The following is a 17,980-nucleotide window of genomic DNA, read 5'->3' on the forward strand; positions in this document are numbered from 1 at the left end:
CAACCCCGATTGACGCCACGCGCATGTCCTCTTTAATGGCCCTTGAAGGGATACCAATGACCCAGACAAATGATCTTCTGGCACAAATGAACGCTCGCTCCCGCGAGGTGTTCCGCCGTGTGGTCGAAGGATATCTGGACACCGGCGAGCCAGTGGGCTCCCGAACGTTGACGCGGACCCTTACGGAAAAGGTGTCTGCCGCGACGATTCGCAACGTGATGCAAGATCTGGAATACCTTGGCCTGCTCAACAGTCCGCATGTTTCTGCGGGCCGGATTCCGACGCAGACAGGGCTGCGGATGTTCGTTGATGGTCTTCTTGAGGTCCGAGAGTTGGACAATCTCGATCGAGAGGCGCTGGACGCGACCGCCGGGCGCAGCTCCGACGACGTGGGCGGGTTGCTGGATCATGTTGGCTCGGCCCTGTCCGGGGTCACACGCGGCGCGTCCTTGGTCTTGACGCCCAAACACGAAGCGCCGTTGAAACACATCGAATTTGTCTCGCTGTCTCAGGAACGCGCGCTTGTGGTCATCGTTTTTGCTGACGGGCATGTGGAAAACCGCGTGTTTACGCCGCCGCCGGGACTCACGCCCTCTGCGATGCGCGAAGCGGCAAATTTCATCAATTCGCTGGTGGAGGGGCGCACGCTTTCCGGTCTTCGAAAAGTGATGGAGGCGGAGATCACGCGCCGTCGGACAGAAATCGACACGCTCGCGTCAGATCTTATCGACGCGGGTATCGCAGTGTGGGACGGTCACGACACGCGCACGGAACGTCTGATCGTTCGGGGGCGCGCGAACCTGATTGATGAAGCCGCCGAAGAGGAACTGGACCGAATCCGTAGCCTGTTTGATGACCTCGAACGCAAGCGTGACATCGCCGAATTTCTTGAATTGACCGAAGATGGCGAGGGAGTCCGCATTTTTATTGGGTCTGAGAACAAACTTTTCTCACTTTCGGGTTCCTCTCTGGTGGTGTCTCCATATATGAACGCAGACCGAAAGATTATCGGTGCGGTCGGGGTGATTGGCCCCACCCGTCTGAACTATGGGCGGATCGTTCCGATCGTGGATTATACAGCGCAACTGGTCGGCAAGCTTATCACCGACCGGAGCCAGAGGTGAAGAATGGCAGATCCGAAAGAAGAAGACTTCCTCGACGATATCGACAGCGCCGAAGCTGAAGCTTACGCGCAAGACGAAGAGGAGATGGACGACGTGGCAGTCGAAGTTGATGCTCTGCGCGCAGAGCGCGACGAGATGAAAGACAAATTCATGCGCGCCTTGGCCGATGCGGAAAACGCTCGCAAGCGCGCAGCAAAGGACCGCCAGGAGGCGCAAGCCTACGGTGGGACGCGTATCGCGCGTGACCTGCTCCCCGTTTATGACAACTTGAACCGTGCCTTGCTCGCGGCGAAGGAAACGGACTCCGGCGCGTCAACGGCGTTGGTCGAAGGCGTGGAGTTGACGCTCAAAGAGCTTTTGAACGTCTTCGACCGTCACGGAGTGAAGCGAATTGTCCCCGAAATCGGCGACAAGTTCGATCCCAAAGAGCACGAAGCCATGTTCGAGGCCCCAGTACCGGGCACCGTTGCGGGGGAGATCATCCAAGTCTCCACCGAAGGTTTTCTGCTCTATGATCGCCTCTTGCGCCCGGCGCAGGTCGGAGTCAGTTCGACCCCCGCGTAAGCCAGCAAATTTGACATGAAAAAGCCGGGCGATTTGCCCGGCTTTTTACGTTTCAGTCATAAGGTCGAGGTCACACAGATTTCGCCAGACCCTTCAACTCATAAAGCGCCTGCAGCGCCTCTCGTGGCGACATATCATCGGGCGTGATGGATTTTAGCCGCTCTTCCAGTTCCGAAGGTGTTTCCCGTGAAACCGTCTGCGGTGCGGCTTTTGTTGCGACGGAAAAAAGCGGCAAATCGTCGATCAGCGCTTTGGGCGATGCGCGTTCCCGCTCGCCCTTCTCCAGCGCTTCGAGCACATCGCGGGCGCGGGTGATAACCGCTTTTGGCAGCCCTGCGAGTTGCGCAACTTGCACGCCGTAGGACCGATCTGCGGCCCCCTCTCGGACTTCGTGCAAAAAGATTACGTCGCCTTCCCATTCTTTCACCGCCACTGTGGCGTTTTTCACGCCCTGCAGTTTGCCGGCCAATACCGTCAATTCGTGGTAGTGCGTGGCAAACAGACCGCGCACGCGGTTTACCTCATGAAGGTGTTCGAGCGTGGCCCATGCAATGGACAAACCGTCATAGGTCGCTGTGCCGCGACCGATCTCGTCCAGGATCACCAAGGCATGCGCGTCGGCCTGGTTGAGGATGGCTGCGGTTTCCACCATTTCCACCATGAAGGTCGATCTGCCACGGGCAAGATCATCAGAGGCGCCCACGCGTGAGAAGATCTGGCTGACCACGCCTATATGCGCTGACCGTGCCGGGACATAGGAGCCGATCTGAGCCAGCAGTGCGATCAGCGCGTTCTGCCGCAGATAGGTCGATTTACCAGCCATGTTGGGGCCCGTCAGCAGCGTGACCGACGCCGCCTCGCCCTCCGCCGTCAGACCACAGTCGTTTGCGATGAAGGGGTCTCCGGATTTCTGCAGAGCGGCCTCCACCACGGGATGTCGCCCGCCGTCGATCTGGAACGCGCGACTGTCATCCACGAGCGGCAGACACCAATCTCTCTGGCGCGCCAGTTCGGCCAGCCCTAGCGCAAGATCGAATTCCGCCAGAGCGCTGGCCAGTTCGCCCAACACGCCGGCGGAGCATAGAATTTCGGCTTTTAAGGTGTCATAGAGCCGCTTTTCGATTTCGGCGACATCGTTGCCGGCATTCAGAATACGCGTTTCCAGTTCCGACAGTTCAGTTGTAGTGAAGCGCACTTGGTTGGCGGTTGTCTGACGGTGAATAAATCTTTCATTCAGCGCATGCATCTTCTCCGCGTGGGTGGTTGTGACTTCGATAAAGTAGCCCAAAACGTTGTTGTGCTTGATCTTAAGCGAGCCAATCCCGGTTTCCTGCGCGTACTCCCCCTGCATCCGGGCAATGACGCCCCTGCCCTCGTCGCGCAGCGTTCGGGACTGGTCCAGCCCGTCATCGTACCCCGGCGCGATAAACCCACCGTCGGCCACACGCAAAGGCGGTTCGGCCACCAAGGCGGACTCCAAAAGCTCCAATAAAGCGTCGTGCCCGGTCAAACAGGCTCTACTCCGGCCCAAAAGGGCCGGCAGGTCTACGCCTTCCAAGCGTTCAGACAGGCCCAAAGCCTGCGTCAGTGCGTTACGCACGGCGGCCAGATCTCGGGGACCGGCGCGGTCCAAAGCGAGCCGAGACAAAGCGCGTTCCACGTCGGGAACCCGCCGCAGCACCTCTCGCAATGCGTCAGAGAACGAGCCTTCGACACCCCAGCGCACGGCTTCCAAGCGTTCGTGTATGGTCAACAGATCCTGAGAGGGCGAAGACACCCGGCGTTCCAGCAAGCGCGCACCGCCGGCGGTGACGGTTCGGTCAATCGTCGCCAGCAGGCTCCCTGCCCGTCCGCCGGACATGGCAGCCGTCAGTTCCAGATTGCGCCGCGTGGCTGCATCGATCTGCATCAGCCTTGCCCCAGCCTCCTGCTTTGGTGGCAGCAGCAGCGGCAAACGGCCCTTTTGCGTGATGTCGAGATAGTCGACCAAGGCACCCATGGCGGACAGCTCTGCGCGATCAAATGTGCCGAAGCCAGCCAGCGTCGCGACGTTAAACGTGGAACAAAGCCGCCCGTCCGCCGCACCGCTGTCAAAGGAAGATGCGCCAAGTGTGGTTGCTTCGATCCCCAGGTCGCTTAGAACTTCGCGCAGCATCTCGTCGGTCTTTTCAGACACCAACACCTCGGACGGCGCGAGCCTTGCCAATTCCGCGCCGATGCGCGCCTGGCCCAAGGGCATCACATGAAACGCTCCGGTGGATATATCGGCCCAGGCCAATGCCCATTCATCTCTGACATTGCCCAAAGCACACAGGTAGTTGTGCCGCCGGGCTTCGAGCAGCGTGTCCTCTGTCAATGTGCCCGGGGTAACCAGACGCACCACATCGCGCTTCACTACGGACTTGTAGCCGCGTTTCTTGGCCTCTTCCGGTGATTCCAACTGCTCGCCGACGGCAACGCGGAATCCCTTGCGGATCAGCGTCAAAAGGTAGCCTTCTGCCGCATGCACAGGTACACCGCACATGGCGATGTCCTCTCCCTCGTGTTTACCGCGTTTCGTCAGGGCGATATCCAGTGCCTCCGATGCCGCAACCGCGTCGTCGAAGAACAATTCATAGAAATCACCCATGCGGTAGAACAGCAAAGCGTCAGGATACTGCGCTTTGATTTCCAAATATTGCGCCATCATGGGTGTGACGGTACTTTTATTTCCTTTGTTAGCGCTCACAACTCTTTTCCCCGTCCGTTCGCCGTGACAGTAAGGCCACCGACCCATGGGTAAAACCAGATTTCCAGGCAGGATCACATGTCAAAAGTGAAGTTCACCCGCGAGGAAGCCCTCGCCTTTCACCTCGAACCGACTCCCGGCAAGTGGGAGGTCACGGCCACGGTCCCTATGACCACGCAGCGCGACCTGTCGCTGGCTTACTCTCCGGGTGTGGCCGTGCCTTGCGAAGATATCGCTGCAAACCCCGAACTGGCGTATGATTACACCAACAAGGGCAACCTCGTCGCGGTGATTTCCAACGGGACGGCGGTTCTGGGTCTGGGCAATCTTGGGGCGCTAGGGTCGAAACCGGTGATGGAGGGCAAATCTGTTCTCTTCAAGCGTTTTGCCGATGTGAATTCCATCGACATTGAGCTGGACACCGAAGACCCCGATGCCTTCTGCGAGGCGGTGCGTCTGATGGGCCCGACCTTCGGAGGGATCAACCTCGAAGACATCAAGGCGCCCGAATGCTTCATCATCGAGCAGCGCCTGAAGGAAGAGATGGATATCCCCGTCTTTCACGACGACCAGCACGGCACCGCCGTGATCTGTGCCGCCGGTTTGATCAACGCCCTGCATCTGTCGGGCAAAAAGATCGAAGACGTGAAAATCGTGCTGAACGGTGCAGGTGCGGCTGGCATCGCTTGCATCGAACTGCTGAAATCCATGGGCGCCAAAAACGACCATTGTATCGTCTGTGACACCAAGGGCGTGATCTACCAGGGGCGCACAGAAGGTATGAACCAGTGGAAGTCGGCCCACGCCGTAGCCACGGAATTGCGCACGCTCGAAGACGCCATGAAGGGCGCAGATGTGTTCCTTGGCGTCTCTGCAAAAGGGGCGGTCACGCAACAGATGGTTCAGGACATGGCCGACGACCCGGTTATTTTCGCCATGGCCAACCCTGATCCGGAGATCACCCCGGAGGAGGCTCATGAAGTGCGTCCCGACGCCATCGTCGCAACCGGTCGTTCAGATTATCCGAACCAGGTGAACAACGTCCTCGGATTTCCCTATCTGTTCCGGGGCGCACTGGACATTCACGCCCGCGCAATCAACGACGAGATGAAAATCGCCTGTGCCGAGGCGCTCGCCGAACTGGCGCGCGAGGATGTGCCTGACGAGGTTGGACTCGCCTACGGCAAGACGCTGTCCTTTGGCCGTGACTACATCATTCCGACGCCGTTCGACCCCCGCCTGATCTGGCGCATTCCGCCCGCCGTTGCAAAGGCCGGGATGGACACCGGGGCGGCGCGCCGTCCTATTGTGGATATGGAAGGGTACACTGAGCGGCTGAAGGGTCGCATGGACCCGACCACGCCGATCCTTCGGTCGATCAACAACCGGGCCCGTGCGGCACAGGCGCGGATGATCTTTGCCGAGGGCGACGATCCACGCGTCTTGCGGGCGGCGGTGATGTACCAGCGCAATGGCTTCGGCAAGGCGTTGGTCGTGGGCCGTGATTCCGACGTAAAGCAAAAGCTGGAAGAGGCCGGGCTCGCTGACGCCGTGCGTGAGCTGGAGGTGGTGAACGCCGCCAACACGCGTCACCTCGATATGTATAAGGACTTTCTTTACGAGCGGTTGCAGCGACGTGGCATGGACCGGCAGGACATCCACCGTCTTGCAGCGCGAGACCGCCACGTATTTGCCGCGCTGATGTTGGCGCACGGGCACGGAGACGGGCTTGTGACCGGGGCGACGCGCAAATCCGCGCACGTGATGCAGTTGTTGAACCACGTGTTCGACGCCGATGCCAAACACGGTGCAGCCGGTGTTACGGCGATTCTGCACAAGGGCAAAGTCGTTCTGATTTCCGACACGCTGGTCCATGAATGGCCCGATGAGGAGGATCTCGCCACCATCGCGGAACGTGCCGCCGATGTTGCAAAGCACCTCGGTCTTGAGCCGCGCGTGGCCTTTGTCAGCTTCTCCACCTTTGGCTATCCGGTGTCTGAGCGCGCGGAAAAAATGCATCTTGCGCCGCGAGTTCTGGACCGTCGTAAGGTGTCGTTCGAGTACGAAGGTGAAATGACGGTGGATGTCGCCCTGAACGAAAAGGCACGCGCCGCGTATCCGTTCCAGCGCCTTAGCGGCCCGGCAAACATCCTTGTGGTGCCGGCGCGGCATTCTGCGTCGATATCTGTCAAGCTGATGCAGGAAATGGCAGGCGCTACGGTGATCGGTCCCATCCTTGCGGGGGTCGATCACTCCATTCAGATCTGTTCGACCAACGCGACGGCGAACGATATCTTGAACATGGCGGTTCTGTCGGCCTGTAAGGTCGGTTAATTCGGGGCTAGGGTGGGGCAACAGCCCCACCCTACGCCTCGGAGTGCCCATGACGATCTTCAACCTCGGATCTATCAACGCGGACATCGTGTACCGCGTGCCGCACTTGCCCCTGCCCGGTGAAACCCTCTCCACCACTGGTTTTCAGCGCGGACTTGGGGGCAAGGGCGCGAATATGTCCATCGCGGCGGCGCGCGCGGCCGGGCGCGTTGTGCATATCGGCGCGGTTGGCCGCGATGGCGATTGGGCGGTCCAGAGCCTGATGGAAAGCGGCGTCCACACACAGCACATCCAGCGCGCCGAGACCACAGGTCACGCCATCATCTATGTTGATGAAACGGGCGAAAATACGATTGTCATTCATCCGGGCGCGAACCGAGAGATTTCCATGTCTTCCGTGATTGCGGCCCTGTCGGACGCGACGCAGGGCGATACGTTCGTCACCCAGAACGAAACCAATATGCAGGCCGACGCCGTGCGCATCGCTGCGTCCAAAGGGATGCGCACGGCCTACGCTGCCGCGCCGTTCGACGCAGACGCGGTTCAAGCCGTTCTTGGCGACCTTGACCTTTTGGTGCTGAACGAGGTCGAAGCGCAGCAGCTGGAGACGGCCACAGGCCAGACTCTGACAGACATCGGTGTTCCAGATGTTGTGATGACCCTTGGGGCCAAAGGGTGCCGCTGGTTTCACGGGAAACAGGCGCAGGACTTTGCTGCCCACAAAGTGACACCAGTGGATACCACCGGGGCTGGCGATACCTTTACCGGCTATCTGCTGGCGGGTCTGGACCGTGGCGAGCCGATGGAACAGGCCATTCGGCTCGCCCAGAAAGCCGGCGCCCTGATGGTCCAGCGCCAAGGCACGGCGGATGTGATCCCGGACCTCAAGGACGTGCGCGACGCCTTCCCGTCGTAATCAGTTTACGAACGGCGCTGCGTCCCCCCAAAGCTCTTTGACCCGGGCATCTCGTCCGCAAGCGTCACGGTAACGTTTGTAGGCATCTTTCATCTTGATTGGGCCAAAGCGCGTCAGGATGCGGTCTTCGCCTTTGTAGTAGTCCTGATGGTAATCCTCAGCTTGATAGAAGGCCGCGCCGTCCAGAATTGGTGTTACGATGGACTGGCCCAGGGCCTTTTCCGCCGCAGCCTTGGCGGCTTCGGCTGCTTTGCGTTGGTCCGGCCCGTCCACGAAAATCGCCGTGCGATAGCTGTCGCCCCGGTCGCAGAACTGGCCCCCCGCGTCCGTCGGGTCAATCGAGCGGAAGAACGTGTCATACAGCGCTTTCGCAGTGACCTGAGACGGATCGTATCTGATTTCGACCGCCTCGTAGTGACCAGTGCCACCGCGCGTCACCTGCTTGTATGTCGGGTTGGCAACCGTCCCGCCGGTAAAGCCAGAGACAGCCTCTGATACGCCTTTGACCTTTTCGAAGTCAGCCTCGACGCACCAGAAACAGCCACCTGCGACGGTGATTTCGGCGGCGTCGGCGGGTTGGGCCTGTGCGCCGGTTACGATCATCAGGGACAACGCCCCTAGGCAGGATTTGCGAAAGTTGGTCATGAGTGGTCTCCTCTTTGCAGCCAGCCTGCCCACGGTCTCTTCTGTCTGGCAACAGTGTGAAGCATGCATTCACCGTATGGTGACCGGCGCGTGAAGGCCGGTGCCAGGCGCGTTCTCATGACGACGGTTAAAAAAATTGAAAATTTTGAAACTACCCCCAGCGCACAGCGTGTCTAAGGGCATCCAAGACGGATCGTTGATCGGTTCGCCAGCCTATTTCGAAAGGATTTCAGTATGAAAACCGGTATTTTGACCGCCGCCGCTTTGATCGCAACAGCTTCCACCGCGTTCGCGGCCAGCCACTCCATGACACCGATGGTCGACGCCTCTGACCAATCCGTGGAAAACGGCGTCGTGTCTGCCGACAAGATCGTCGCAGACGCCAACGGCTGGTTGGTCGTGCACCGTACAGACTCCGAGATGAAGCCGGGCCCCGTGGTTGGTCATGCGCCGCTGCGTAAGGGTGAGACGATGGATGTGGCCGCGATCCTGACCGAAGATGTGGCCGCAGGCGACATGCTGATGTTGATGGTCCATTCCGAAGCAGGCGGTACGGAGACTGGCATCTTCGAATACACGCTCGGTGCGAAGGAAGACGGCCCGATCAAGATCGACGACAAGCTCGTCATGACCGTGATCACCGCGCAATAGATACATCGCAGCAAGCCTGTGTCGCTCTTTGGCTGGCTTGCCTGCCACGTCGGTTCGTAACGAGTGCGTGTGGTTTGGTGTCGGTAAAAGGTACTTAGGGTACTTAACGAGTGATGTGTTTACCAAGGTGTCCCGCCCTGCGGGGCACCTTGTGCCGTTCCCCGGTCAGCCAAGAAGCTGCCCCAGCTTCATGGCTAGGGTCATATCGCCAGAGACCTTGATTTTTCCCATGGCGAAGGCTGCCACCGGGTTCAGGTTGCCAGCGATGAGTTTCGACAGGTTCTTTTCCGAAATATGTATGGTGCATTGCGCTGGACGGTCCTCAGTGAGAGCCTTGCCATCCTCCAGCGTGATCGCGCCGTCCGTGCCGCAGTCAAATTTGATCGTCTCAGCCAAAGGGTGTTTGTCCAACCCGCGTTGCATCTGTGCCGCGATTTCATTCAAGGTCATGCCCGTTCTCCCATTTCGCAGAGGTACCTGAGCAGCCCTGGCGTCGGGCGCAACGGCGACGTTACGGCTCAAAATGAAAAAGGCCCGCCATGGGCGAGCCTTTCTAATCGTTGCCAACAGATGATCAACCCAAGCGGCGTTTCCGTGCGGCCAGCAGACGCAGGCGTAGCGCGTTCAGCTGGATGAAGCCCGCCGCGTCCTTTTGATCATAGGCGCCGGCGTCATCCTCGAAGGTCACATGCGCCTCGGAATACAACGAGCTGTCAGACCAACGCCCCACACAGGTGGCCGAGCCCTTATACAGCTTCAGACGCACCGTGCCGGACACAAGTTCTTGTGACTTGTCGATGGCTGCCTGCAACATCTCGCGTTCTGGCGAGAACCAGAACCCATTGTAGATCAGCTCCGCGTAGCGCGGCATCAGGCTGTCCTTCAGATGGCCTGCGCCGGAATCAAGCGTGATCTGCTCGATGCCGCGATGCGCTTCGAGCAGAACAGTGCCGCCGGGCGTCTCGTAGATACCGCGGGATTTCATGCCGACGAACCGGTTTTCAACAAAATCCAAACGTCCGCAACCGTGCTTGCCGCCAAGCTCGTTCAGCTTGGTCAGGATCGTGGCGGGCGACATGGCCTCGCCGTTGATGGCAACCGCGTCACCCTTTTCAAAGGTGATCTCGATGTATTCAGGCGTCTCGGGGGCATCTTCGGGTGCGACGGTACGCTGGAACACATAATCGGGCGCCATGACGGCTGGGTCTTCCAGCACCTTGCCCTCGGAAGAGGTGTGCAGCAGGTTCGCATCGACGGAGAACGGAGCCTCGCCGCGTTTGTCCTTGGCGATCGGGATCTGGTTTGCCTCGGCGAATTCCAGCAACTTTGTGCGCGACGTCAAATCCCACTCACGCCATGGCGCGATGCATTTGATATCGGGGTCGAGCGCGGCTGCGGACAGCTCAAAGCGGACCTGATCGTTGCCCTTTCCGGTCGCGCCGTGTGCGATGGCATCGGCGCCGGTTTCACGCGCAATTTCCACCAGACGCTTGGAGATCAGCGGGCGGGCGATGGACGTGCCCAGTAGGTACAGCCCCTCGTAGACCGCATTTGCGCGGAACATCGGAAAGACGAAGTCCTTTACAAACTCTTCACGCACATCCTCAATGTAGATGTTTTCAGATGGAATACCGAGCAGCTCAGCTTTTTTACGCGCCGGTTCCAGCTCTTCGCCCTGGCCCAGGTCGGCGGTAAAGGTCACCACCTCGCAACCGTATTCGGTCTGAAGCCACTTCAGGATGATCGAGGTATCAAGGCCACCGGAGTAGGCCAGCACGACTTTCTTGGGCGCGGACATAATGTTTCCCTTTGTTCGGATCGCACGCGCGATAGCGGGTTTTTGCCTTGACGGCAAGGTGCGTGCCTTCGTGAGCCTTGACAGCAAGGGCAAGCATCCGCCTTTAAGATGAATTGCTTCGCCGCACTAGGATGTGACCTTGGGGTTTTTCGCTTTTCTCCGGCCCACGCTTGGCCTTTTGAACCAGCGCATCTTTGCGGCCCTGCGGCTGTCGGTGCTGCCCGTTCTGTGCGGACTGGGGATTTGGATGCTGGGCCGTCTATACGCTGGTGGCGAGCCGTCGACAGGTCTGTCCTACCTGTGCTTTGTTTTGTTGGAGCTGTTGGCGCTGTGTTTTTGCCATGCGTGGTTCGCGATCCGATGGATGCGATTGGTGCTGCTGGGCGAGCCTCAGACAGCCATCGGAGGCCTGTTTCCGCCTCGGGCATGGCGGCGCTATGGCCTGCGGCTGTTCGGGCTGGCCTGCGGATTTTGGGTGGTGGCAGAGGGCGTGATCGCCACGACAGACCATTTCTGGACCCTTCGCCCAACGGGGGAGTGGGTCCGCTACATCACGCTTTACCTGGGGTTGGCATTTGTCTTTCACCGTATCAGTCCCGTTCTGGCCGGGGTGCCGGTCGGTGCCCCCCTGACAAGAGGTGAGGCTTGGCGCGCCACGCGGGGTGCCAATCGCGCCTGTCTTGGTCTGGCTGCGGGAACCCTGTTGCTGAGCTCCATTTTGAAATTTCCGCTGGCGCCTGAGGGAGCCGAGATTTCTGCCTACGAGCCGCTGTTCATCGTCGCGGCCTTCTGGATCCAGGTGTTGGCGTTCACCAGTGCGGTCACGGTCGTGTACCGACGCACAGTCATGGGGGAGTAAACCCCTTGCCTAAACCCTGTTTCTCGTGAAACGAAAGCCCATGACAGATTTCAACGCTCTCGCCCGCGCTGCCGAAGAGGCCATGCGCGAAGTTTTCCCCGCCACGCCCTTGCTGCGCAACGACCACTTGTCGGCGCGCTTCGGGGCCGATGTCTATCTCAAGCGCGAGGATCTCTCGCCTGTGCGCTCTTACAAGCTGCGCGGCGCGTTCAACGCCATGCGCAAGCGGCCCGATGTGGGGCTGTATGTAGCTGCGAGTGCCGGGAACCACGCACAGGGTGTGGCGTTCATGTGCCGCCATCTGGACGTGAAAGGCGTGATCTACATGCCGGTCACGACGCCGCAGCAAAAAATCCAGAAGACCCGCATGTTTGGGGGCGACAACATCGAGATTCGCCTGACCGGGGATTACTTCGATGACTGTCTCACTGCGGCTCAGGCGTACTGTGCCGAGGCGGACGGACACTTCCTGTCGCCTTTTGACGATGAGGATGTGATCGAGGGGCAAGCTTCTGTCGCGGTTGAGATCGAGCGCCAGCTTGGTCGTGTGCCTGACCACATGGTCATCCCTGTCGGCGGTGGCGGTTTGAGCGCCGGGGTGTTGTCCTATTTCGGGACGGATACGCTATATACGTTTGTCGAACCATCTGGTGGTGCGTGTCTGCGCGCGGCGCTGATGGCGGGTAAGCCTGTGGCATTGGAGACAGTAAACACCTTTGCCGACGGCGCGGCGGTGGCGAAAATCGGGGAACGTACGTTTGCCCGTTTGAAAGGGGTTGGTCTTGCGAACTCTCTGACCATTCCCGAGGACCGTCTCTGCACCACCATGATCGAGATGCTGAATGTCGAAGGCGTGGTCCTGGAACCTGCGGGTGCCTTGTCGGTGGATGCGTTGAAGGATCTTGGGCAAGGCATCCTTGGTCGCACTGTGGTTTGCATCACGTCTGGGGGGAACTTTGACTTTGAGCGACTGCCCGAAGTTAAGGAGCGTGGACAGCGTTATTCCGGCATAAAGAAGTATTTCATTCTCCGCCTGCCCCAAAGGCCGGGCGCGTTGAAAGATTTCCTGAACCTGCTGGGTCCGGAGGATGATATTGCGCGGTTTGAATACCTCAAGAAATCTGCGCGCAACTTCGGGTCTGTTCTGATCGGGATCGAAACCAGCGCGCCAGAGAACTTCGAGAGGCTTTTTACCCAGATCACGGCGCATGGGTTCAGCTATCATGATATCACCGACGACGAGATCCTCGCGCAATTTGTGATCTGATCATCGGCGGCCCGTAAGGCCGTCGGACCTCTGGGCTCAAGCTGCGATACGCTTTGGCAGATCCTGCTCGAACTGCGCGCGCGAAGTTTGATAAATCTGCCGAATCTGTTCGACGGTCACCACATTGGGCCGTCCGGCATTGGCTGCCTTTTCCCCCTTGAGGCAGAGTTGCGCCAACATCTCGAACCCTAGGTTCAGCGCGGCCCCTTTCAGAAAATGCATCTGTTCCTCGACAATCACCAGGTCGGAATCGGCCGTTTCCAGAATGGAAATCGCGCCTTCGACCTCCAACAAAAACAACTCGACCACTTCGGCGAAATCTTCGGCACCGATTTCTTCAACCAGCTCGTGCACCCGTGCCCAATCTATCATGCGTCACCTCCTGCTCACGCAAATCTTGTACCGATATGAGGTGAACGTGATCTTTCGATGGCAGCGAATTTAGATCGACTTTGATCTTTGAGGTGCTGTTAACGGTGCAAGGGTAACACCTGTCCCGAATAGGCGAAGATGAACAAGGGGCTTGGTTTGCAGGCAGATCCTCTGAATATGCCTCGGCAGCTCACGGCCTCTATCCGGCGGGTGCTGGTCGTCGACGACAGCCGTTTGCAGCTCAAGCTGGTCGGCAGCGTGCTCAAACGTTGGGGATTCGAGGTGATGACCGCGGAATCCGGCCCACAGGCGTTGAAAATTTGCGCTACCGATCCTCCGGATCTGGTGCTTTCCGACTGGATGATGCCTGGGATGAGCGGGCTGGAATTGTGTCGTCGCTTTCGTGAATTGGATCACGAGGGGTACGGGTATTTTATTCTCGTAACCTCCAAGAGCGAAAAGGGTGATGTGGCTCAGGGACTGGATGCCGGTGCAGATGATTTCCTGACCAAGCCGGTCAGCAACGACGAATTGCGTGCCCGGATCAATGCGGGCGAGCGGATCCTGTTCATGCAACGCCAATTGTCGGAAAAAAACCGCGACCTCTCGGTCGCGCTGGAAGAGCTGCGTGAGATCCATCAGGCCATCGACAACGATCTGCGCCAGGCGCGGACGATTCAGCAATCTTTGGTGCCGGAACGTGTCTGCGAATTGGCGACATCGCGCGTGAGCCTGTTGTTGCAACCCTGTGGCCACGTGGGCGGGGATCTGGTGGGCATGTTTCGGCCGGGCGGCACGGACCTCGGACTGTATAGTATCGATGTGTCGGGGCATGGCATCACCTCTGCAATGGTGACGGCGCGGGTTGCAGGGTATCTTTCCAGCACCTTCCCGGAACAGAACCTCGCGCTGAACCGTGGCTTCGACGGCACGTTTACCATGCGTGAACCGGCAGAAGCAGCAAAGATGCTCAACGAACGGCTCTCCGCCGATCCGGGAGTGGAGGAGTACCTGACGATGGCCTATGTCGCGGCCGACCTGTCGACAGGACGGATGCGCATGGTGCAGGCGGGTCATTCGCCGCCGCTTCTTCTGCGTGCGGATGGTCGGACGGAATTCATTGGCGATGGCGGTTTGCCCATCGGCCTGGTCGAGGAGGTCAGCTACGACCAGCATGAATTCATGCTGCACAAAGGTGACCTTCTCCTGCTGTATTCAGATGGCTTTACCGAAGCAGTGATGAAAAACGGCGAAATGCTTGGCGACGACGGTCTCGTCCGCCTGTTCCGAGAGAGTGCTGCCGCGGGAAGCGGACCTGACATCATGGAGGATATGTTTTGGCGCCTCACCGCAGAAATGGCCGATTCCGAGAAGTTGGGCGACGATGTGTCCGCCGCCTTGTTGGAGTACGACGTGCTTTCACGACCGACATGATCAGCGCAGATACCGCGCCACGATGTCACGTTCGCCCGGATTGCCCAACTCTCTGACGGCTTGATTGGCGTCCATCCAGACAGCAGAATGACCGGGTTCAATTGGCTCAACCAATCGCAGGACAGGCCGCGCGACATAGAGCATGCAAAGCTTTTCCGCCCATATTTCGTATTCAGGCATCCAGGTGAAACGCCGAAAGGCCCCCAGTCTGCGCGGGTTTGCGATCTTCCAGCCGGTTTCCTCCCACACTTCGCGATGCAGCGCCTGCAATGGGCTTTCACCGGGATCAATGCCACCTCCCGGCAGCTGATATTCGGGGAACGGCTCTGACTGATGGGTCAGTAGCAGATCATTGCCCTGTGGCAAAACCGCATACACACCGGGTCGAAAAATGTAATTTTGGCCGTCAATCGGGGCCTCACCGTACCTGCGCATGCTCTGCCCCCTTTGCGTTTTCTGCCATAGCGCCTATATGCTCGCCTTAACTGCCAGCCATTGGCACCCAAGAAAACCCCCAAGGATCTCCTCATGAGCTTCGGTGACAAGATCGCCTGGGACGACACCGTCCTGCCCTTCCAACTTGACCGCTCCGACATGCGTGGCCGCGTGGCCCGTCTCGACGGAGTGTTGTCAGGCGTCCTGCAACAGCACAATTACCCCGCGCCCGTCGAAGCGCTGGTGGCCGAGATGGCCTTGCTGACCGCTCTGATCGGTCAGACGATCAAGCTGCGTTGGAAACTTTCTCTGCAAGTTCAGACCAATGGGCCGGTGCGCATGATCGCCACCGACTATTATGGTCCCGAGGCCGAAGGTGAACCTGCGCGCATTCGCGCCTACGCCAGCTTTGATGCCGATCGGATCACTGATGATTCGCCGTTCCAGCAGTTGGGGACGGGCTACTTTGCAGTCATGATTGATCAGGGAACTGGCATGCAACCCTATCAGGGCATCACGCCCATCGCCGGGACAAGCCTGTCTGACTGTGCAGCGGCCTATTTTGCGCAGTCTGAGCAGCTGCCGACCACCTTTGCGTTGTCTTACGGTCGCTCGACCGAGTCCGGTCAGGCGGAGAAATGGCGCGCGGGCGGGATCATGTTGCAACACATGCCAAAAGCCTCGCCCTACGCCAAGGACGCGCCCTCGGGTGATGACAGCCTCGTCGCGGCGCAAGATCTACTCGGCGGTGACGAGCAGGAGAATTGGAGCCGGGTGAATATGCACCTCGGAACGGTGGAAGAACTGGAACTTATTGGTCCCTCCGTCCCGCCGACTGATCTGCTTGTGCGTTTGTTTCACGACGAACAGCCCCGCGTTTATGACAGCCAGCAGATACGGTTCGGGTGTACTTGCTCCGAAGACCGGGTGCGCCAGTCGCTGTCGATCTACTCGGCCAAGGATATTGAGAAGATGACGACCGATGACGGCCTCGTCACTGCGGATTGCCAATTCTGCAGCGCGCATTACGAGCTGGATCCCAAGACAGTCGGCTTCGAGGCGGACACCGGGAAGTGACCAAGGTCGACGACCAGATAAACGCTTTGCGGCGCGCTTCCGGATTGGTTGGCGCGCCGTCTTCGGATTTTGACCTGAACCCGGAGGTGACCCCGGCAGAGGGGCGCAAACTGCGGGCCGCCGGGGTTCTGGTGGCCTTTGAGCCGCGCGCCGACGGGTTGCATCTTCTGTTGACCAAGCGGTCGTCCCACCTCAAGCATCATCCCGGGCAGATCGCCTTTCCCGGCGGCAAGGTCGATCCCGGTGATGCGGACGAGGTGGCCGCCGCACTGCGGGAAGCACGGGAGGAGGTCGCTCTGCCCTCCGGACATGTCGAAGTGCTGGGCACCCTGCCCGCCCACGAGACTGTGACCTCATTCACCGTGACACCGGTTTTGGCGCTGATTCACACGCCATTTGATCCGGTGCGTGAACCCGGCGAGGTTGAGGAAGTGTTTTACACGCCGTTCGATCACGTCATGGACCCGGCGCGCTATAGCGTTCAGTATCGGCGCTGGCGCGGCCAAAGGCGGCTCTATTACACTGTCCCTTTCGGTCCCTATTACATTTGGGGCGCCACGGCGCGGATGCTCCGCGCATTGGCAGAGCGGGTGGCATGACCACCGTTTTCGGCGACTGGCTGACCACGCCCGGCACGCAGGCTGTCTTCGCCATGTTGGAGAATGCTGGTCATCAGGCCTACGCCGTGGGCGGCTGTGTCCGAAACGCATTGTTGGGTGAGCCGGTCGCGGATGTGGATATCTCCACCTCTGCACGGCCCGAGACAGTGATGGAATTGGCCCAGACGGCAGGCCTGAAACCTGTCCCCACCGGCCTTGAACACGGTACAATCACTGTCGTGGCGGGGCGTCAGGGCTATGAGGTCACCACCTTTCGCGCCGACGTAGAGACGGATGGTCGACGCGCTGTCGTGTCTTTTTCGGATGATATTCACGCTGACGCTGTGCGGCGCGATTTCACCATGAATGCGCTGTACGCGGATAAAGATGGGCATGTACTGGACCCGCTCGGCGGTCTGCCGGATCTGCGCGCGCGACGGGTTCGCTTCATCGAAGATGCGGATCGGCGTATTCGCGAGGACTATCTGCGCAGCCTGCGCTACTTCCGGTTCTTCGCTTGGTACGGCGACCCGGCGGATGGCGTGGACCCAGATGCCATGTCCGCCATTGCCAGCAATCTTGATGGATTGGACCTGCTGTCTCGCGAACGTGTGGGGCAAGAGTTGGTAAAACTGTTCGGTGCGCCTGACCCCTACCCCGCCGCCTGTATTATGGCGCGCACCGGCGTTCTGGTAAAGGTGCTGCCCGGCGCGACCGAGGTGCCGCTTGGCCCGCTTCTGGTGCACGAGCAGAGCCTCATGCTACCGCCGGAGCCTCTTCGTCGTCTCGCAGTCATGGGGGTATCGGACGGTCGCTCGCTCCGCCTGTCCAAGCCAAAGCAAAAGCGTCTGGCACTCTATCAGGATTTGATAGGCGGGACCCAATCCCCGATTGAAATCGCGTATCGCCATGGTGTCGACATTGCCCTGGATACCTTGGCAGCGCGCGCTGCAAGCTTTGAGACGCCCCTGCCTCAGATCGACCGACAGGCTCTTGAGCACGCCGCACATGCGCGGTTTCCCTTACGGGGAAAAGACCTGCAGCCAGCGTATCAAGGCAAGGCGCTGGGCGACGCGCTCAAGCGACTGGAGCGGAACTGGATTGACTCTGGCTTTACGCTCGACAAGGCGGCGTTGCTGGCCCAGCTATAAATGCGTGACATGAGCATCCAACCGGG

At 59.5% G+C, this 17,980-nt stretch carries 17 protein-coding genes; 11 read left to right on the forward strand and 6 right to left on the reverse strand.

Annotated elements, in window-relative coordinates; all coding sequences use genetic code 11:
* Positions 1-56 precede the first annotated feature (56 nt).
* Positions 57-1,124, forward strand: a complete 1,068-nt coding sequence (gene hrcA / locus GGQ68_RS00315; RefSeq protein ID WP_183962325.1) for a heat-inducible transcriptional repressor HrcA — start codon at positions 57-59, stop codon at positions 1,122-1,124.
* Positions 1,125-1,127: 3 nt separating this feature from the next.
* On the forward strand, positions 1,128-1,688 hold the full coding sequence (locus tag GGQ68_RS00320) for a nucleotide exchange factor GrpE (RefSeq protein ID WP_183962327.1): 561 nt from the start codon (positions 1,128-1,130) through the stop codon (positions 1,686-1,688).
* Between the two features lie 70 nt (positions 1,689-1,758).
* Here the strand turns inward: GGQ68_RS00320 and mutS are convergent, their stop codons facing one another.
* Complete coding sequence (mutS, locus tag GGQ68_RS00325) at positions 1,759-4,377, reverse strand: DNA mismatch repair protein MutS (RefSeq protein ID WP_183962329.1); 2,619 nt, start codon at positions 4,375-4,377, stop codon at positions 1,759-1,761.
* A 117-nt stretch (positions 4,378-4,494) separates the two neighbouring features.
* Here mutS and GGQ68_RS00330 point away from each other — a divergent pair, with 117 nt between their 5' ends.
* Entirely contained in the window at positions 4,495-6,750 is a 2,256-nt protein-coding gene (locus tag GGQ68_RS00330; protein WP_183962331.1) for an NADP-dependent malic enzyme, read from the forward strand.
* A 49-nt stretch (positions 6,751-6,799) separates the two neighbouring features.
* On the forward strand, positions 6,800-7,666 hold the full coding sequence (locus GGQ68_RS00335) for a ribokinase (RefSeq protein WP_183962333.1): 867 nt from the start codon (positions 6,800-6,802) through the stop codon (positions 7,664-7,666).
* Here GGQ68_RS00335 and msrA read toward each other — a convergent pair whose 3' ends face one another.
* On the reverse strand, positions 7,667-8,311 hold the full coding sequence (gene msrA / locus GGQ68_RS00340) for a peptide-methionine (S)-S-oxide reductase MsrA (RefSeq protein WP_183962335.1): 645 nt from the start codon (positions 8,309-8,311) through the stop codon (positions 7,667-7,669).
* A gap of 234 nt (positions 8,312-8,545) precedes the next feature.
* Between msrA and GGQ68_RS00345 the strand changes: the two genes are divergently transcribed.
* Complete coding sequence (locus GGQ68_RS00345) at positions 8,546-8,962, forward strand: DUF7282 domain-containing protein (protein ID WP_183962337.1); 417 nt, start codon at positions 8,546-8,548, stop codon at positions 8,960-8,962.
* A gap of 165 nt (positions 8,963-9,127) precedes the next feature.
* Here the strand turns inward: GGQ68_RS00345 and GGQ68_RS00350 are convergent, their stop codons facing one another.
* Complete coding sequence (locus GGQ68_RS00350) at positions 9,128-9,412, reverse strand: SCP2 sterol-binding domain-containing protein (RefSeq protein ID WP_183962339.1); 285 nt, start codon at positions 9,410-9,412, stop codon at positions 9,128-9,130.
* Between the two features lie 124 nt (positions 9,413-9,536).
* A complete protein-coding gene (locus tag GGQ68_RS00355; protein ID WP_183962341.1) occupies positions 9,537-10,760 on the reverse strand; it encodes an argininosuccinate synthase in 1,224 nt (407 codons plus the stop codon).
* Positions 10,761-10,899: 139 nt separating this feature from the next.
* Between GGQ68_RS00355 and GGQ68_RS00360 the strand changes: the two genes are divergently transcribed.
* Entirely contained in the window at positions 10,900-11,619 is a 720-nt protein-coding gene (locus GGQ68_RS00360; RefSeq protein ID WP_183962343.1) for a hypothetical protein, read from the forward strand.
* 40 nt (positions 11,620-11,659) lie between these two features.
* On the forward strand, positions 11,660-12,886 hold the full coding sequence (gene ilvA, locus GGQ68_RS00365) for a threonine ammonia-lyase IlvA (protein ID WP_183962345.1): 1,227 nt from the start codon (positions 11,660-11,662) through the stop codon (positions 12,884-12,886).
* Between the two features lie 36 nt (positions 12,887-12,922).
* Here the strand turns inward: ilvA and GGQ68_RS00370 are convergent, their stop codons facing one another.
* Positions 12,923-13,258 (reverse strand): Hpt domain-containing protein, encoded by a 336-nt coding sequence (locus GGQ68_RS00370; protein ID WP_183962347.1) that lies wholly within the window; start codon positions 13,256-13,258, stop codon positions 12,923-12,925.
* A gap of 138 nt (positions 13,259-13,396) precedes the next feature.
* On the opposite strand from GGQ68_RS00370, the gene GGQ68_RS00375 reads away from it, so the two are divergent.
* Positions 13,397-14,692 (forward strand): PP2C family protein-serine/threonine phosphatase, encoded by a 1,296-nt coding sequence (locus GGQ68_RS00375; RefSeq protein ID WP_246429194.1) that lies wholly within the window; start codon positions 13,397-13,399, stop codon positions 14,690-14,692.
* On the opposite strand, the gene GGQ68_RS00380 is transcribed toward GGQ68_RS00375, so the two are convergent.
* The gene (locus tag GGQ68_RS00380) at positions 14,693-15,127 is read right to left on the reverse strand and encodes an NUDIX hydrolase (RefSeq protein WP_183962349.1); all 435 of its coding nucleotides are present in this window, start codon (positions 15,125-15,127) and stop codon (positions 14,693-14,695) included.
* Positions 15,128-15,220: 93 nt separating this feature from the next.
* Between GGQ68_RS00380 and hslO the strand changes: the two genes are divergently transcribed.
* From hslO to GGQ68_RS00395, 3 genes are read left to right on the forward strand one after another with little or no spacing between them, the layout of a single operon-like run.
* Positions 15,221-16,204 (forward strand): Hsp33 family molecular chaperone HslO, encoded by a 984-nt coding sequence (gene hslO, locus GGQ68_RS00385; protein ID WP_183962351.1) that lies wholly within the window; start codon positions 15,221-15,223, stop codon positions 16,202-16,204.
* Positions 16,201-16,803, forward strand: a complete 603-nt coding sequence (locus tag GGQ68_RS00390) for a CoA pyrophosphatase (RefSeq protein WP_183962353.1) — start codon at positions 16,201-16,203, stop codon at positions 16,801-16,803. The genes hslO and GGQ68_RS00390 overlap by 4 nt, the downstream gene beginning before the upstream one ends.
* Positions 16,800-17,954 carry a CCA tRNA nucleotidyltransferase gene (locus GGQ68_RS00395; RefSeq protein ID WP_183962355.1) on the forward strand — a complete coding sequence of 385 codons (1,155 nt, stop codon included), beginning with the start codon at positions 16,800-16,802 and terminating at the stop codon, positions 17,952-17,954. The genes GGQ68_RS00390 and GGQ68_RS00395 overlap by 4 nt, the downstream gene beginning before the upstream one ends.
* The last annotated feature ends 26 nt before the right edge of the window (positions 17,955-17,980 follow it).

The sequence above is a fragment of the Sagittula marina genome, assembly GCF_014196795.1.
Lineage (GTDB): Bacteria > Pseudomonadota > Alphaproteobacteria > Rhodobacterales > Rhodobacteraceae > Sagittula > Sagittula marina.

What these genes read in the sequence shown, in the direction of transcription:
- hrcA (WP_183962325.1), top strand. Translation starts at nt 57, where the DNA reads ATGACCCAGACAAATGATCTTCTGGCACAAATGAACGCTCGCTCCCGC.
- GGQ68_RS00320 (WP_183962327.1), top strand. Translation starts at nt 1,128, where the DNA reads ATGGCAGATCCGAAAGAAGAAGACTTCCTCGACGATATCGACAGCGCC.
- mutS (WP_183962329.1), bottom strand. Translation starts at nt 4,377, where the DNA reads ATGATGGCGCAATATTTGGAAATCAAAGCGCAGTATCCTGACGCTTTG.
- GGQ68_RS00330 (WP_183962331.1), top strand. Translation starts at nt 4,495, where the DNA reads ATGTCAAAAGTGAAGTTCACCCGCGAGGAAGCCCTCGCCTTTCACCTC.
- GGQ68_RS00335 (WP_183962333.1), top strand. Translation starts at nt 6,800, where the DNA reads ATGACGATCTTCAACCTCGGATCTATCAACGCGGACATCGTGTACCGC.
- msrA (WP_183962335.1), bottom strand. Translation starts at nt 8,311, where the DNA reads ATGACCAACTTTCGCAAATCCTGCCTAGGGGCGTTGTCCCTGATGATC.
- GGQ68_RS00345 (WP_183962337.1), top strand. Translation starts at nt 8,546, where the DNA reads ATGAAAACCGGTATTTTGACCGCCGCCGCTTTGATCGCAACAGCTTCC.
- GGQ68_RS00350 (WP_183962339.1), bottom strand. Translation starts at nt 9,412, where the DNA reads ATGACCTTGAATGAAATCGCGGCACAGATGCAACGCGGGTTGGACAAA.
- GGQ68_RS00355 (WP_183962341.1), bottom strand. Translation starts at nt 10,760, where the DNA reads ATGTCCGCGCCCAAGAAAGTCGTGCTGGCCTACTCCGGTGGCCTTGAT.
- ilvA (WP_183962345.1), top strand. Translation starts at nt 11,660, where the DNA reads ATGACAGATTTCAACGCTCTCGCCCGCGCTGCCGAAGAGGCCATGCGC.
- GGQ68_RS00370 (WP_183962347.1), bottom strand. Translation starts at nt 13,258, where the DNA reads ATGATAGATTGGGCACGGGTGCACGAGCTGGTTGAAGAAATCGGTGCC.
- GGQ68_RS00375 (WP_246429194.1), top strand. Translation starts at nt 13,397, where the DNA reads ATGAACAAGGGGCTTGGTTTGCAGGCAGATCCTCTGAATATGCCTCGG.
- GGQ68_RS00380 (WP_183962349.1), bottom strand. Translation starts at nt 15,127, where the DNA reads ATGCGCAGGTACGGTGAGGCCCCGATTGACGGCCAAAATTACATTTTT.
- hslO (WP_183962351.1), top strand. Translation starts at nt 15,221, where the DNA reads ATGAGCTTCGGTGACAAGATCGCCTGGGACGACACCGTCCTGCCCTTC.
- GGQ68_RS00395 (WP_183962355.1), top strand. Translation starts at nt 16,800, where the DNA reads ATGACCACCGTTTTCGGCGACTGGCTGACCACGCCCGGCACGCAGGCT.